Here is a 14,903-nt window from a genome sequence, read left to right as displayed (position 1 = left end):
ATGAGCATCATGAGCAACGACGACGCGGCCGGCCGCGCGAAACCGAAGCGCGGATCCCGGAACCGGACCGGCGGCGGGTCGGCAAAGGCCCGGCGCAAGGCGGCCCGCCTTGCCGCCGTGCAGGCCCTCTACCAGATCGACCTGAACCAGATCGAACCGACCGGCGTCGCCGTCGAATCCGTGGTCGGCGAGTTCGTCAACCACCGGCTGGGCGAGGAGATCGACGGCGCCAAGTTCGTCGCCGCCGACCCGCAGCTGTTCGCTGACATCGTCCGTGGTGCGGCGCACCGCCGGGCGGAGGTGGACGGCATGCTGTCCTCCGCGCTGGAGCCGCGATTCTCGCTGGACCGGCTGGAGCTGCTGCTCCGCGCCATCCTGCGCGCCGGCGCCTACGAGCTGTTCGTGCACAACGACACGCACCCGCGCATCCTCATCAGCGAGTATGTGGACGTGGCGCACGCCTTCTTCGCCGGGCGCGAGCCGGGCATGGTGAACGGCGTGCTGGACCATGTGGCCCGCGCCCTGCGGCCGGACGAGCTGGCCAAGCCGGACCCGAGCCGTGAGCCGTCCAGGGACGCCTGAGCCGGACAACTCCCGCGCACTGGGGGAGTTCGGCCGGATCGACCGTTACTTCAAACCGCTGGCGGCCGGGTTTCCCGGCGCCCGCGGTTTGGCCGACGACGCGGCCGTGTTCGGCGTTCCGCCGGACCAGGAGTTGGTTGTGACCACGGACGCCATGGTGGCCGGCGTCCACTTCTTCCCCGACGACGCCCCGGGCGATATCGCCGCCAAGCTGCTGCGCACCAACCTGTCCGACCTCGCGGCGATGGGGGCGGCCCCATACGCCTACACGCTGGTGACGGCGTTGCCCCGGACCGTGGGCGAGGACTGGCTCGCCGCCTTCGCGGCGGGGCTGGGCGAGGACCAGGCGCGCTTCGGCATCGGTCTGGCGGGTGGCGACTCGGTGTCGACCAGCGGGCCGATCACCCTGTCGGTCACCGCCTTTGGGCTGGTGCCGAAGGGCAGGGCGCTGCCCCGCTGGGGCGGCCGGCCGGGCGACAAGGTCTTCGTTACGGGCAGCGTCGGCGATGCCGCGCTGGGGCTTCAGGTCGCGTTCGGCAAGATCGCGGTGGCGGATGTGGCGGCGCGCGGCCGCCTGCTGGCGCGGCTGCGCCGGCCGGACCCGCGCACCACGGTCGGGCCGCGGCTGGTCGGGCTGGCGACCGCCTGCCTGGACGTGTCCGACGGGCTGGTCGCCGACCTGGGCCATCTGTGCGACGAATCCGGCTGCGCGGCGGTTCTGGATTCGACCGCCGTCCCCCTGTCGGACGCGGCCCTCGCTGTGGTCGGATCCGATCCGGCCCGGCTGGCCCTGGCGCTGACTGGCGGCGACGACTACGAGCTTCTGTTCACCGCCCCGGACGAGGCGCGGCCGGATCTGGCGGCGCTCGCCGCGGAGACGGGCGTGCCGATTACCGCGATCGGCCGGCTGGAGGAGGGGGCCGCCGGCGACGTGCGGGTGGTCGGTTTGGGCGGGGCTCCCCTGGCCCTGCCGGCGCGCGGCTGGCAGCATTTCTGAGCACCGCTCGCGCTTAACCCTATGGAAAGCAGGCCGGGCCTAGGCTGCGCGCCGATCCCTTCCAGGATCGATCATCCAAGGATACCGCGCGCATGATCAAGGCCGTCCTGCTGCTTGTCGTGGGCATCGCGCTGCTGGGCGGCGCCGGTTACGGCGGGTGGATGCTCTACAACATCTATTTCGTGCCGCACGAGGGCGAGGCGCCGAAGAAGGAGGAGCCGCCGCCCAAGCCGCCCACCGCCTTCGTCCGCATGGCCCCGCTGATGGTGCCGGCCATTGGGACACAGCGGGTGGAGCAATTCGTCACCGTGGTGGTGACGCTGGAGGTGGTGGTCGACAAGGTCCCGCTGGTTCAGGCATTCCAGCCCAAGGTGTTCGACACGCTGCTGACCACCCTGTACGGCGCCGTCGACGACAAGTCGGTCCTGACCGGGAACTTGGTCAATATCCCTGTCGTAAAAGAAAAACTGACCAAGGCGGCGGCCAAGGTCGTCGGCGAGGGCGTGGTGCTGGATGTCCTGATCCAGGTCGTGACGCAGCGCAACCTTTAGCACCTTCGTCATCGACCTTACCCCGAAAGGCGGAGAGCTCCCTGGCCATTTCGCCGCGCCCGGCCGGGCGAGGCGGCTGTTGCATTGCTGCTGTCCCTTCGGCATCCTTTTCACGAACTAATTGCCCGTCATCCGCTTTTTTGCGCGAGTGGGCGTTGTGGCGCGTAGAGCGGTACTCGGGACCCAATAACAGAAACTTGGGGGAACCGATGGCAGCAGCGTTCGTCATCATCATAGCCAGCGGGCTTTTGGCGCTGGCGTACGGTTACTATGCCGGCAGACAGGTCATGGCGGCCTCCGCCGGTTCCGACCGCATGCAGGAGATCGCTGCGGCCGTCCAGGAGGGCGCCCGCGCCTACCTCAACCGCCAGTACACGACGATCGCCATCGCTGGCGTCGTGCTTCTCGTCATCCTCGGCGCCTTTCTTGGCCTGCATGTGGCCTTCGGCTTCCTGATCGGTTCGGTGCTGTCGGGGGCGGCCGGCTATGTCGGCATGAACGTGTCGGTGCGCGCCAACGTGCGCACCGCCCAGGCCGCGACCCAGGGGCTGGCCCCGGCGCTCGACATCGCCTTCAAGGCCGGCGCCATCACCGGCATGCTGGTGGTCGGGCTCGGCCTGTTGGGCGTGGGCGTCTATTACGGCATCCTGACGATGGTCTACCGCGTCACCGACCCGGTGGAGGTCCGCTCCGTGCTGGAGGCGCTGGTGGCGCTGAGCTTCGGCGCGTCGCTGATCTCCATCTTCGCGCGACTCGGCGGCGGCATCTTCACCAAGGGCGCGGACGTCGGCGCCGACCTGGTCGGCAAGGTGGAGGCCGGCATCCCGGAGGACGATCCCCGCAACCCCGCGGTCATCGCCGACAATGTCGGCGACAATGTCGGCGACTGCGCCGGTATGGCCGCCGACCTTTTCGAAACCTACGCCGTCACGATCGTCGCCACCATGCTGCTGGCGGCGATTTTCTTTTCGGGCGAGGTCATCCGCCTGCTGCTGATCTATCCCCTGGTCATCGGCGCGGTGTGCATCGCGGCCTCGGTCGCCGGCACCTTCTTCGTGAAACTCGGTTCCGACAACAACATCATGAACGCCCTGTACAAGGGGCTCGCCGCGACGGCCGGCATCTCGCTGGTCCTGATCCTGATCGTCACGGCGATCATGTTCGGCTTCTCCCGCCCGATCACGCTGAACGGCGGCGGCTATGTCACGGGGCTGAACCTGTTCATATCCTCGCTGGTCGGGCTCGGCGTGACCGGGTTCCTGGTGTGGATCACCGAATACTACACCTCCACAGCCTTCCGCCCGGTGCGCAGCGTCGCCCGCGCGTCGGAAACCGGGCACGGCACCAACGTCATCCAGGGCCTCGCCGTGTCGATGGAGGCGACGGCGCTGCCGGTGCTGGTGATCTGCATCGGCATCATCATCGCCTATGGGCAGGCCGGCGTGTTCGGCATCGGCATCGCGGCAACGACGATGCTGGCGCTGGCCGGCATGGTGGTGGCGCTCGACGCCTACGGCCCGGTGACCGACAACGCCGGCGGCATCGCCGAGATGTCGGAGATGCCCAAGGACATCCGCGTCACGACCGACGCGCTGGACGCCGTGGGCAACACGACGAAGGCCGTGACCAAGGGCTACGCCATCGGCTCCGCCGGCCTCGCGGCGCTGGTGCTGTTCGCGGCCTACGTCCAGGACCTGAAGCACTATTTCCCGAACGTCACCGTCGAGTTCAAGTTGGACGACCCCTATGTGGTGGTCGGCCTGCTGATCGGCGGCCTGCTGCCCTACCTGTTCGGGGCGATGGGTATGACGGCGGTCGGCCGCGCCGCCGGGTCGGTGGTGGTGGAGGTGCGCCGCCAGTTCCGCGAGATCCCCGGCATCATGGAGGGCACGGCCAAGCCCGACTACGGCCGCGCGGTCGACATGCTGACCCGCGCCGCAATCAAGGAGATGATCATCCCCTCGCTGCTGCCGGTGCTGGCGCCGGTGGTTCTGTACGTCATCATCGCCGCCATCGCCGGTCAGGCTCAGGCCTTCGCCGCGCTGGGCGCCATGCTGCTGGGCACCATCGTCACGGGCATCTTCGTCGCGATCTCCATGACGTCCGGCGGCGGCGCCTGGGACAACGCCAAGAAGTTCATCGAGGAGGGCAACCACGGCGGCAAGGGCTCCGACGCGCACAAGGCGGCGGTGACCGGCGACACCGTCGGCGACCCGTACAAGGACACCGCCGGCCCGGCGGTCAACCCGATGATCAAGATCACCAACATCGTGGCGATCCTGCTGCTGGCGATCCTGGCGCAGCTGAGCTGATGTGATTTGAGAGTGGGGTGTGTGAGCGTCGCGCCGGGCCCCCACCCAACCCTCCCCCACTTCGCGGGGGAGGGCTTTCAGGAAAGCGCGGCGGAGTTCCCTCCCCCGTCGAAGATGGGGGAGGGCTAGGGTGGGGCCCAGCGAAACCACGTCACCCCAAAACAAAAAAGCCCCGCTCACGCGGGGCTTTTTCCTGTCCGAAGCGCTTCGACGTTACCGGCCCGGGCCGCGGTTCTTGCCGTCCTTGGCGGAGAAGCGGCCGACGTTGCCGAGCATCTGTTCCAGGAAGCCCAGCTCGCGGCCGGCGGTCGGGGTGGTGCGGTCGACCATTTCGATGTCCTGGCCGTCATTGGCGTCGAGCTGCTTGATCTCCTGCACCACGCCGGCGTCGTCGAAATGGACGATCACCACGCGGCGCTCCACCACCTCGGGCCGGAAGAACGCGACCTTCTCCGTCTTCTGACCGATGTAGTACCAGACGTTCGGGTCGAAGGTTCCGGCCGAGGTCGGGGTGCCGAGAACGCCGGCGACGTCCTCCCGCCGGGACTGGCCGGCCTTGATTTCCGCAAGGCGATCGGGATCCGTCAGGTTGCCGCGGGTCGCCACGGTGGGCGAGCACGCGGAAACGGCGAGGCCCAGGAAGGCGAAGGCGCACAGCGCCGAAGGAATCGATCTCGTCATGGTGCTCAGGCTATGATGGCACGGGCAGGCGGCGGTGGATTTGCCAAAGCCGCGCTCAGCCCACTATGGCGGGACAATCGCACCGGGCGGTTTGTCCTGTCAACGAAACTCCGATCGCGAGAGAAACCGTGCTCGACCGCCTGTTCCGGCGCCGCCGCGACACCCGCGCCGCCACCGAATTCTTTGTGAAGATCGTGGGGCAAGCCCGTGACCCGGTCTTCTACCGCGACCTCGGCGTCCCCGACACGCTGGACGGCCGTTTCGACATGGTCGTGCTGCATGTGTTCCTGGTGATGCACCGCCTGAAGGGGCAGGGCGCCGCCGCGGCCGATTGGTCCCGCCAGCTCTACGAGACGATGATCGACAATTTCGAGAAGTCGCTGATGGAGCAGGGCGTGGGCGACAGCGGCATCAGCCGCCGGGTCAAGACTATGGCCCGCGGCATGGCCGGGCGAATCCAGGCCTACGACCGCGCGCTTGCCCCCGGCGCCGAAAGGGATCCGCTGGACGGGGGCCTGCTGGAGGTGGCGCTGGACAACAACGTCTACGGCACCGCGCCGGACGCCGACCGGGCGCATCTCGCCGCCATGACCGCCTATGTCCGCCGACAGGTCGCCGGACTGGCTGAACAGCCGCTGGAGTCGCTGCTCGCCGGCCAGATCCATTTCAGCCCGGTTCATGGTGACGGGGATCATTTCGACGGGGCGCCGGACGCAAGGATGGAGTAGCGTCACTCCTTATTATCATGGGACGCCGGCGGGCTTGCCTTCCAGCGTCCACGGTTTCATCTGACACAGAGAGACGAGGAGCGCCCACCGCAAGGACCGCCCCGCGAACACGCGGCGGCCGGCGGGAGGGCGCCGCGACGAGGAACAGCCCACCATGCAGCACGCCGCTGAATCCGCCCCGGAATTTTCGCGAATCGTCCGGGCCGATGCCATCCACCGCGACGGCGAGGTGGTCCAGACCATCGAGGCGACCGAGGCCGAGCGCCGCGCGCTCGCCCTGCGATTCGAACTGGAGGCCATCGACCGCCTGACCGCCACGCTGCGCCTGCGCTCCGTGCGCGGCGGCCAGATGGTGCGCGTGTCCGGCGACCTGGAGGCCGACGTCGTGCAGACGTGCGTCGTGACGCTGGAGCCGGTGCCGGCCCATGTCTCCGACCGCTTTGGCGCGCTGTTCGCGCCGGAGTCGATGGTGCCCAAGGAGGAGGACGAGATCTTCATCGACCCCAACGTCGCCGAGGAGGACATCCCGGAGGCGATCGAAAACGGGAAGATCGACCTGGGCGAACTGACCGCGCAGCACCTGTCGCTGGCGCTCGACCCCTATCCTCGGGCCGAAGGCATCGCCTTCGAAGGCTACGGCGACGGCGAGGAAGACGAGGAAGAGGCTGGCGAAGACGCGGAAAGCCCCGTGCAAGCGGCCGACCCGGACAAGCCGAACCCTTTTGCCGCGCTGGAACGGTTGAAGCGTCGGAATTAGCGGTGGAACGGGCTTGCCCTCCGCAGGCAATTGCCGTATTGAATGCCGCTCGCGTCAGGCGGCCCCCCTACGGGCCGCCTTTTCCAATGAAGAGAGTTTACGGCCATGGCTGTTCCGAAGAAGAAGACCTCCAAGTCGCGCCGCAACATGCGTCGCTCGCACCACGCCCTGCCGACGGCGGCCTACAACGAGTGCCCGAACTGCGGCGAGCTGAAGCGCCCGCACCACGTCTGCGGCTCTTGCGGTCACTACGACCAGCGCGAAGTGGTTCAGAGCGCTCCGGCGGCCTGATGTCGGTCCGGTTGGCCGCTTCCCGCCCCAGTGAGGGAGCCTACCCGCGGTGAGCCAGCGCCTGACGATTGCCCTTGATGCCATGGGCGGCGACCATGCACCCGATATGGTGGTTGCCGGGGCGGACATCGCCCGCGAGCGCCATCCGAACGTGCATTACCTGCTGTTCGGTGACGCCGCCCGCATCGAGCCGTTGCTGGCCCAGCGGCCGGCCTTGAAGGCTCTGGTCGAGGTGCGCCACACCCCGGATTCGGTGGCCGGCGACGCCAAGCCGTCCATCGCGCTGCGGGCCGGGCGCCAGTCCAGCATGCGGCTCGCCATCGATTCGGTGGCGGCGGGGGAGGCGGCCTGCGTGGTCTCCGCCGGCAACACCGGCGCGCTGATGGCCATGGCCAAGTTCGTGCTGAAGACGCTGCCGGGCATCGACCGTCCGGCGATCGCGTCCTTCTTCCCGACCTTGCGCGGGGAGAGCATCATGCTCGACCTCGGCGCCAACACCGAATGCCAGCCCGAGAACCTCGTGCAATTCGCCGTCATGGGCGCCGTCTTCGCGCGTACCGTGCTGGCGCTGAGCGAGCCGACCATCGGCGTGCTGAACATCGGGTCGGAAGAGGTGAAGGGGAACGAGGTGGTCCGCGCCGCCGCGGCGCGCCTGCGCGAGATGCCTCTGCCCGGCCGGTTCCACGGCTTCGTGGAGGGCAACGACATCCCCGGCGGCATGGTGGACGTGATCGTCACCGACGGCTTTACGGGCAACGTCGCCCTGAAGACTGCGGAAGGCACGGCCAAGCTGTTCACCGAATTCCTGCGCCGGTCCTTCCAGTCCTCCTGGGCGGCGCAACTCGGCTATCTGTTGGCGCGCGGCGCCTTCAAGCGGCTGAAGCAACGCATCGACCCGCGCCGCTACAACGGCGCCATGTTCCTGGGCTTGCGTGGGGTCTGCGTTAAAAGTCACGGCGGGACCGACGCGATCGGCTTTGCCAACGCCATCGGCGTGGCCTACAACCTCGCGGCAAACGGTTTCAACGACCGGATCAAGGAAGAGATGCAGCGGCTCGGCGGCTCCAACCCTCTTCCCGACACCAAGGCGGCGGCGGTTTAAAAACATGGTCAAGCGTTCCCGGATTCTCGGCTGCGGTTCGTACCTGCCGGCCAACGTCGTGACGAATCGCGATCTGGAGTCGCGCGTGGACACCACCGACGAGTGGATCGTCCAGCGCACCGGCATCAAGGCGCGCCACATCGCGGCGGAGGGGGAATTGACCTCCGACCTCGCCGTCGCCGCGGCGACCCGCGCGCTGGAGCATGCGGGCGTGGACGCGGGCAGCATCGACTGCATCGTGCTGGCCACCACCACGCCGGACAACACCTTCCCGGCCACCGCGACCAAGGTGCAGGCGGCGCTGGGCACCAAGGGCTTTGCGCTGGACATCCAGGCGGTGTGCGCCGGCTTCGTCTACGCCCTGTCGATCGCCGACAACTTCATCCGCGCCGGACAGGCCACCCGCGCCCTGGTCATCGGGGCGGAGACCTTCTCCCGCCTGCTGGACTGGAAGGACCGCACCACCTGCGTGCTGTTCGGCGACGGCGCCGGGGCCGTGGTGCTGGAGGGCTATGACGCCGCCGGCACGTCGGCCGACCGTGGCCTGCTGTCCACGCACCTGCATTCCGACGGCTCGACCTACGACCTGCTCTATGTGGACGGCGGTCCGTCCACAACCGGCACGACCGGCCATGTCCGCATGAACGGCCAGGACGTGTTCCGTCACGCCGTCAGCAAGCTGTCGTCGGTGGTGGAGGAGGCGCTGGCCGCCAACGGGATGGAGCCGTCGGCCGTGGACTGGCTGGTGCCGCACCAGGCCAACCAGCGAATCATCGACGGCATTGCCCGCAAGCTGAAGCTGTCCACCGACAAGGTAGTGCTGACCGTCGACCGCCACGGCAACACCTCGGCCGCGTCGATTCCGCTGGCGCTTGCCGAGGCGGTGCACGACGGCCGCATCAAGCGCGGCGACGTCGTCCTGATGGAAGCCATCGGCGGCGGGCTCAGCTGGGGTGCAGCGCTGGTTCGCTGGTAAGCTGAACCGGCTGCGTCCAGTTCAACGCGCCGTTCCAAGCTTTTGAATTGACGGGGTTCTTTCGCCGGATTACGGTTTTCCCCAATGGTTGCGGGGGGAGGCGAACCATGACCCAGAACACCGTTACACGCGCTCAGCTCAGCGAAGCCGTCTACCAGGAAGTCGGGCTGTCGCGCAACGAATCCGCCGATCTCGTCGAAAGCGTGTTGGAGGAAATCTCCGACGCGCTGGCCCGGGGCGAGATGGTGAAAATCTCGTCCTTCGGCAGCTTCCAGATCAGGCAGAAGGGGCAGCGCGTCGGCCGCAACCCCAAGACCGGCGAGGAAGTGCCGATCCTGCCGCGGCGTGTGCTCGTCTTCCGCGCTAGCCATGTCCTGAAGAACCGGATCAACGACGCGGAAGCCGACGCCGAGGCGTCCCGCGTCAAGGCGGCTTCGTAATCCGCCGCCCGTCGTAAGGCATCCCCATCATGAGAACGCACCGCTCCGCCGTGAAATCGGCGACGGCGTTCCGCACCATCAGCGAGGTCTCCACCGACCTGGACGTGCCGCAGCATGTGCTGCGGTTCTGGGAATCGCGCTTCCCGCAGCTCCGCCCGCTGAAGCGCGGCGGGGGGCGGCGCTATTACCGGCCGGAAGACGTGGAGCTGCTTCGGCGGATCCAGAGCCTGCTCTACCTTGAGGGCTACACGATCAAGGGCGTCCAGCGCCTGCTGAAGGATGGACCCGCGGACCCCGCCGAGCCGCTGGACACGATCGAGACCTCGGGAATCGATGAGCCTGAACCCGACATCGATCCGTCGTACGTTGCCACCCCGCCTGAACCCACGGCCGAGACCCAGGCCGAGGCCGAGGATGTCGTCCCGACGTCCGGCGTGCAGGATGCGTTGTCCGCGACGCTTCCCGAAGCGGCGCGACGGGAGATCGAAAGCGTCCTTGGGGAGTTGAAGAGCATCCGCTCCATGCTCGCGAAAGCGGTGGATTCGGCCGAATAATTTTTGCGAAAAAAAGTGAACAGTAACGGTTGCCTTGGCCGCAGGGCGCGGCTATAGTCCCGCTCCCTTCCGGAACGAAGGGCGGTCCGCTTGACGGAGCGTAGCGCAGCCTGGTAGCGCATCAGACTGGGGGTCTGGGGGTCGCAGGTTCAAATCCTGTCGCTCCGACCATTGTTCCGGAAACGGAGAAAAGCCTCGAAGTCCTAGGATTTCGGGGCTTTTTCTTTGTCCGCGCGTCAGTTCCATGTGGCAGTGCCGCGGTGAGCGGTGGGACGCGAGCCCAGCACGGTCCGGGCAGCGGTCAACCCGCGATCTGCGGGTGGTTGGCGTGGGCGTCGAGCACGCGGGTCGAGTAGACGATCGCCGCACCGGCGTTGATCGCCACGGCGACGCCCAGCGCCTCGGCAATCTCCTCACGGGTGGCGCCGTGCTTGATCGCCGCGTCGGTGTGCACCGTGATACAGCCGTCGCAACGCAGGGAGACGGCGACGGCCAGCGCGATCAGTTCGCGGGTCTTGGCGTCCAACTGTCCGGTCTTCTCGCCGGCGGTGCTCAGCGCCACGTAGCCCTTGATCGTGTCGGGGCTCAGCTTGCCGATCTGGCCGACGCCCGCGAAGACCTGCTGCCGGTAGGCGTTCCAATCCATCATCATGACACGCTCTCCATCGTGTGGTTGGGGCCGTCCGTCGGTTTGTTCGGTGGCCCGTTCGATGGACAAAAGGTGTCACGCAAGCGCCCGCCATTGAATGACCGGCCGGATCGATCACCTGACCGGCCGGATCAAAGCGACGCCGCTGCGTCAGCGGTTGGCGGGGGCGACGCGCAGGATTTCGCCATCACTCTGGTCGGTCAGCAGGTAGAGCGCGCCGTCCGGCCCCTGGATCACCTGGCGGATGCGCTTGCCGAGATCGCGGAACATCCGCTCCTCGTGGGTGACCTTGGTGCCGTCGAGTTCGAGGCGGACGACCTCCCGCGTGGCAAGCCCGCCGTTGAACAGGCTGCCCTTCCAGCCGGGGATGGCGTCCGCCGTGTAGAAGGTCATGCCGGAAGAACCGATGACCGGGGTCCAATGGTGGATCGGCTCCTCCATGCCCGGCGCGCTCGACTTGCCGGTGCCCACCGGCGTGCCGTTGTAGTTCACGCCGTAGGACACCACCGGCCAGCCATAATTCTTGCCCGGCTGCGGCACGTTGACCTCGTCGCCGCCGCGCGGGCCATGCTCGTTGATCCACAACGCACCGGTCTGCGGGTGCAGGGCCGCGCCCTGGACGTTGCGGTGGCCGTAGGACCAGATCTCCGGCAATGCGCCTGGTTTGTTCACATAAGGATTGTCCGGTGGGACGGAGCCGTCCGCGTTGATGCGCACCACCTTGCCCAGGTGCGAGTCGAGGCCCTGGGCCTGCGTCCGGAACTGTTCCTCCGACCGTTCACCCAGGGTCACGTAGAGATGGCCCTGGCGGTCGAACACCAGCCGCGAGCCGTAATGCTTGCGGCTCTGCACCTTCGGCTTCTGGGAGAAGATGATTCGGGTGCCGGTGAGCGTTCCGCCGTCGGCGCTCAAGGCTGCGCGCGCCACGGCGGTGGAGGTGGTGCCGTTCGGCCCGGGTTCGGAAAAGCTGAGGTAGACGAGGCGGTTCTGCGCGAATCCGGGATCGAGCGCCACGTCCAGCAAGCCGCCCTGGTCGCGGTCGTCGACCGTCGGCACGCCTTTCAGCGGCGCGGAGAGCATTCCGTTGGCGGTTACGATCCGCAGGTTGCCCTCCTTCTCGGTCACCAGCATTCGCCCGTCCGGCAGGAAGGCCAGGCCCCAGGGGTGCTTCAGCCCGCTCGCGACCGTCTTCACCGCGACCCTGGCCTTCTCCGTCGCATAAGTCTTGTCGAGCGCGCCCGCGTCTGTGACGCCCAGGCAGGCGCCCAGGGCGGAGGCGGTCAAGGCAAAGGCGATCGTCCGGGTGGCGGTTCGGGCCGGGCGCATGTCTGTTCTCCCCCTTATCATCGCGGTCGACGCGTAGGTGGGGGCGGCGCGGCGCTCAACAAGGCGGCCGCCGTCACCTCCTTGGGGGTGCGAAGGTCACCCACGGGATCATGGGTGTCATAACTGCGACTTTTCGACTATCCGTCCATCCGATCATTCCGAATGGCGGGTATCATGGTTTATTGATATAGGAGGATACGTGCATCCGGTCGTGGAAGGACGAAATGAACGCGAAGATTACGAACCTGACAAATTGGTTTGGCGTCCTGGTCACGCTCGGTTTCATCACCGTTGCCGCCACCGGGGCATTCGCCATCCGCGAGTTGAAGGTTAACGGCCCAATCTACCAAAAGGTTGTTCTTGGGAAGGACTTGATTGCCGACATTCTACCGCCGCCGGAATACGTGATCGAGGCGTATCTGGAAGCCACCCTGGTCTACAACGACCCGGCGTCCCTAGCGCAGCGGCGCGAACGGCTGGCGGTCCTGCGCAAGGACTACGACGAGCGCCACGCCTATTGGCTGGAGCAGACGCTCGACCCGTCCATCCGCGACGCCTTCCTGCGCGGCGCGCACGACGAGGCGATGAAGGTCTGGGACGCCATCGACAACGGGCTGCTGCCGGCGCTGGCGGCCGGCGACAATGATCGCGCGCGCAAGGCCTACGCGGTCATCGGCACCGCCTACAACGCGCACCGCGCCTACATCGACGACGTGGTCGCCAAGGCGACCGTGCTGAACAGCCAGACCGAGGAGTACGCCGCCGCGCGCGAGTCACAGTTCATGACCATCGCCTGGAGCGTCACGGCCGGCGTCCTGGGCCTGATCGTGCTGGGAATCGTCGCGATGATCCGGGGCGTGATCCGCCCGGTCGTCCGCATGACCGACGCCATGACGGAGCTGTCCGGCGGCAACCTGGAGGTTCCCATTCCGGGCGCCCACCGCCGCGACGAGGTCGGCGCCATGGCGCGGTCCCTGGCCGTCTTCCGCGACAACGCGCGGGAAACCCAGCAGCTGCGGCGGCGGGGCGAGGAAGCGCGCGAGCGCGCCGACCGCGAAAAGCAGGAAGCCCTGCTGCGCATGGCCGAGACGGTGGAGCGCGAGACGCAGAAAGCCGTGGACAGCATCGCCGCCCAGACCAGCCTGATGTCGGAAAGCGCGTCGCGCATGGCGAATTCGGCGGTGTCGGTCAGCCAGGACAGCCAGGGTGTCGCGGTCGCCGCCTCCCAGGCGCTGGCCAACGCCCAGACGGTGGCGGCCGCGTCGGAGGAACTGAGCGCCTCCATCCGCGAGATCACCACCCAGGTTCGCGCCTCGGTCGAGGTGACCGGCGACGCGGTGCGTGCCTCCTCCCACGCGGAGGAAACGATCCTGCACCTGTCCGACGCGGTGAACCGCATCGGGGAGGTCAGCCAGCTGATCAACAGCATCGCCGGACAGACCAACCTGCTGGCGCTCAACGCCACCATCGAGGCGGCGCGGGCGGGGGAGGCGGGGAAGGGCTTCGCGGTGGTCGCCAGCGAGGTGAAGAACCTCGCCAGCCAGACGGCCAAGGCCACGGAGGAGATCGGCGCCCAGATCGGCCGGATCCAGAGCACCACCAACAGCGCCGTGTCCGCGGTGCGCGCCATCGCGGATTCCATCCGCAAGGTGGAAGGCGTGTCGTCCCTGATCGGGAACGCGATCGAAGGGCAGGGCACCGCCACCGGCATGATCGCGCAGAACGTCACCCAGACGTCGGAGGCGGCCCAGGACGTGTCCGCCCGCATCGCCGAGGTGTCGCAGGAGGCCGAGACCACCGGCGAGCAGGCGTCCCGCGTCAGCCTGCTATCCAAGGACGTCGCGAGCAGCATCGACGAGCTGCGCCATCTGCTGGTGCGCGTGGTGCGGGACGCAACCCACAACGGCAGCGGGCTTGGTGCCGGCGGGATGCGCCCGGCCGCCTGAAGGCGCCCCGCGGGACTGCGATCACACCACGTCCGCCGGGGCGAGGCCGCAGTCCTGGCCGTCGTGCTCCACCTGGATCGTCGCGTGGCCGATGCCGAAGCGGTCCTTCAGTTCCTGCGCGACGCGCTTCAGCAGATCGTCGTCCGTTCCGCAGCCGGGGCGGACGATGTGCGCGGTCAGCGCCGTATTGGTCGTGCTCAGGCCCCAGATGTGCAGGTCGTGCACCGCGGTGACGCCCGGTAGGGCGGCGAGATAGCCCTCCACCGCGGCGCGGTCGATCCCCTCCGGCACGGCGGCCATGGCGAGGTTGGCCGACTCCCGCAGCAGGCCCCAGGTGCCGATCACGATGACCACGACGATGCCCAGGCTGACCAGCGGGTCGAGCCACAGCCAGCCCGTCCAGCCGATCAGCAGCGCCGCGATCACGACGCCGAGCGACACGCCGGCGTCCGCGGCCATGTGCAGGTAGGCCCCGCGGATGTTCAGGTCGGTGTCCTTGCCGCCCATGAACAGCCAGGCCGTGCCGGCGTTGACCGCGATGCCGACGGCGGCGACCCACATCACCGTTCCGCCCTCCACCGGCTGCGGGTGGACGAGGCGCCCGAACGCCTCCCAGGCGATGGCGCCCACGGCGATCAGCAGAACCGCCGCGTTCAACAGCGACGCGAGGATGCTGGAGCTGCCGAAGCCGTAGGTGTGGCGGGTCGTCGGCCGGCGCCGGGTCAGCCAAGCGGCCCCCCAGGCCAGCAGAAGGCCCAGCACGTCGGACAGGTTGTGGCCGGCGTCGGCCAGCAGCGCCACGGAGTTGGCGAGGACGCCGTAGACGGCCTCGACCGCGACGAAGCCGAGGTTCAGCGCGGTGCCGATGGCGAAGGCGCGGTCGTAATGGGCCGGCGCGTGGTGGTGGCCGCCCAAGCCGTGGGAGTGGCCATGCCCATGGGAATGGCCGTGCCCATGGGAATAGCCGTGGCTTTGGCATTCGTCGTGTGTATGGCCATGTGAATGGCCTTG

General features: G+C 68.0%; 16 protein-coding genes and 1 tRNA gene. 13 read left to right on the top strand and 4 right to left on the bottom strand.

The window, feature by feature from the left end; genetic code table 11:
• Nucleotides 1–9 precede the first annotated feature (9 nt).
• The 4 genes from nusB (at nucleotide 10) to M2351_RS08690 (ending at nucleotide 4,442) form a co-directional block, all read left to right on the top strand.
• Entirely contained in the window at nucleotides 10–582 is a 573-nt protein-coding gene (gene nusB / locus M2351_RS08705; protein ID WP_264655700.1) for a transcription antitermination factor NusB, read from the top strand.
• Nucleotides 560–1,579: a thiamine-phosphate kinase gene (gene thiL / locus M2351_RS08700; protein ID WP_264655699.1), complete on the top strand. Its 1,020-nt coding sequence runs from the start codon at nucleotides 560–562 to the stop codon at nucleotides 1,577–1,579. The genes nusB and thiL overlap by 23 nt, the downstream gene beginning before the upstream one ends.
• A gap of 92 nt (nucleotides 1,580–1,671) precedes the next feature.
• Nucleotides 1,672–2,130: a hypothetical protein gene (locus tag M2351_RS08695; RefSeq protein WP_264655698.1), complete on the top strand. Its 459-nt coding sequence runs from the start codon at nucleotides 1,672–1,674 to the stop codon at nucleotides 2,128–2,130.
• A 209-nt stretch (nucleotides 2,131–2,339) separates the two neighbouring features.
• Entirely contained in the window at nucleotides 2,340–4,442 is a 2,103-nt protein-coding gene (locus tag M2351_RS08690) for a sodium-translocating pyrophosphatase (RefSeq protein ID WP_264655697.1), read from the top strand.
• A gap of 213 nt (nucleotides 4,443–4,655) precedes the next feature.
• Here M2351_RS08690 and M2351_RS08685 read toward each other — a convergent pair whose 3' ends face one another.
• The gene (locus tag M2351_RS08685) at nucleotides 4,656–5,123 is read right to left on the bottom strand and encodes an outer membrane protein assembly factor BamE (RefSeq protein ID WP_209768851.1); all 468 of its coding nucleotides are present in this window, start codon (nucleotides 5,121–5,123) and stop codon (nucleotides 4,656–4,658) included.
• Between the two features lie 128 nt (nucleotides 5,124–5,251).
• Here M2351_RS08685 and M2351_RS08680 point away from each other — a divergent pair, with 128 nt between their 5' ends.
• The 8 genes from M2351_RS08680 (at nucleotide 5,252) to M2351_RS08645 (ending at nucleotide 10,142) form a co-directional block, all read left to right on the top strand.
• Nucleotides 5,252–5,851, top strand: a complete 600-nt coding sequence (locus tag M2351_RS08680; RefSeq protein ID WP_264655696.1) for a ubiquinol-cytochrome C chaperone family protein — start codon at nucleotides 5,252–5,254, stop codon at nucleotides 5,849–5,851.
• 154 nt (nucleotides 5,852–6,005) lie between these two features.
• Nucleotides 6,006–6,608: a YceD family protein gene (locus tag M2351_RS08675; protein ID WP_264655695.1), complete on the top strand. Its 603-nt coding sequence runs from the start codon at nucleotides 6,006–6,008 to the stop codon at nucleotides 6,606–6,608.
• A gap of 105 nt (nucleotides 6,609–6,713) precedes the next feature.
• Nucleotides 6,714–6,899, top strand: coding sequence for a 50S ribosomal protein L32 (gene rpmF, locus M2351_RS08670; protein ID WP_209768857.1), 186 nt, complete (start codon nucleotides 6,714–6,716; stop codon nucleotides 6,897–6,899).
• A gap of 49 nt (nucleotides 6,900–6,948) precedes the next feature.
• Nucleotides 6,949–8,001, top strand: coding sequence for a phosphate acyltransferase PlsX (plsX, locus tag M2351_RS08665; protein ID WP_264655694.1), 1,053 nt, complete (start codon nucleotides 6,949–6,951; stop codon nucleotides 7,999–8,001).
• A gap of 4 nt (nucleotides 8,002–8,005) precedes the next feature.
• Nucleotides 8,006–8,977 carry a beta-ketoacyl-ACP synthase III gene (locus M2351_RS08660; RefSeq protein ID WP_264655693.1) on the top strand — a complete coding sequence of 324 codons (972 nt, stop codon included), beginning with the start codon at nucleotides 8,006–8,008 and terminating at the stop codon, nucleotides 8,975–8,977.
• A gap of 107 nt (nucleotides 8,978–9,084) precedes the next feature.
• A complete protein-coding gene (locus M2351_RS08655; RefSeq protein ID WP_264655692.1) occupies nucleotides 9,085–9,417 on the top strand; it encodes an integration host factor subunit alpha in 333 nt (110 codons plus the stop codon).
• 50 nt (nucleotides 9,418–9,467) lie between these two features.
• Nucleotides 9,468–9,971: a MerR family transcriptional regulator gene (locus M2351_RS08650; protein WP_454464582.1), complete on the top strand. Its 504-nt coding sequence runs from the start codon at nucleotides 9,468–9,470 to the stop codon at nucleotides 9,969–9,971.
• Nucleotides 9,972–10,065: 94 nt separating this feature from the next.
• Nucleotides 10,066–10,142 (top strand) — tRNA-Pro (locus M2351_RS08645).
• A 130-nt stretch (nucleotides 10,143–10,272) separates the two neighbouring features.
• Here the strand turns inward: M2351_RS08645 and M2351_RS08640 are convergent.
• Both M2351_RS08640 and M2351_RS08635 read right to left on the bottom strand, forming a co-directional pair.
• Nucleotides 10,273–10,623 (bottom strand): carboxymuconolactone decarboxylase family protein, encoded by a 351-nt coding sequence (locus M2351_RS08640; protein WP_454464581.1) that lies wholly within the window; start codon nucleotides 10,621–10,623, stop codon nucleotides 10,273–10,275.
• Nucleotides 10,624–10,770: 147 nt separating this feature from the next.
• Nucleotides 10,771–11,946, bottom strand: coding sequence for a PQQ-dependent sugar dehydrogenase (locus tag M2351_RS08635; protein WP_264655690.1), 1,176 nt, complete (start codon nucleotides 11,944–11,946; stop codon nucleotides 10,771–10,773).
• Nucleotides 11,947–12,170: 224 nt separating this feature from the next.
• Between M2351_RS08635 and M2351_RS08630 the strand changes: the two genes are divergently transcribed.
• Nucleotides 12,171–13,892: a methyl-accepting chemotaxis protein gene (locus M2351_RS08630; RefSeq protein ID WP_264655689.1), complete on the top strand. Its 1,722-nt coding sequence runs from the start codon at nucleotides 12,171–12,173 to the stop codon at nucleotides 13,890–13,892.
• A gap of 21 nt (nucleotides 13,893–13,913) precedes the next feature.
• Here M2351_RS08630 and M2351_RS08625 read toward each other — a convergent pair whose 3' ends face one another.
• Nucleotides 13,914–14,807: a cation diffusion facilitator family transporter gene (locus M2351_RS08625; protein WP_264655688.1), complete on the bottom strand. Its 894-nt coding sequence runs from the start codon at nucleotides 14,805–14,807 to the stop codon at nucleotides 13,914–13,916.
• Nucleotides 14,808–14,903: the final 96 nt, after the last annotated feature.

This window comes from Azospirillum canadense, assembly GCF_025961225.1.
GTDB lineage: Bacteria > Pseudomonadota > Alphaproteobacteria > Azospirillales > Azospirillaceae > Azospirillum > Azospirillum canadense.
This window is presented reverse-complemented; position numbering and strand designations above follow the sequence as displayed.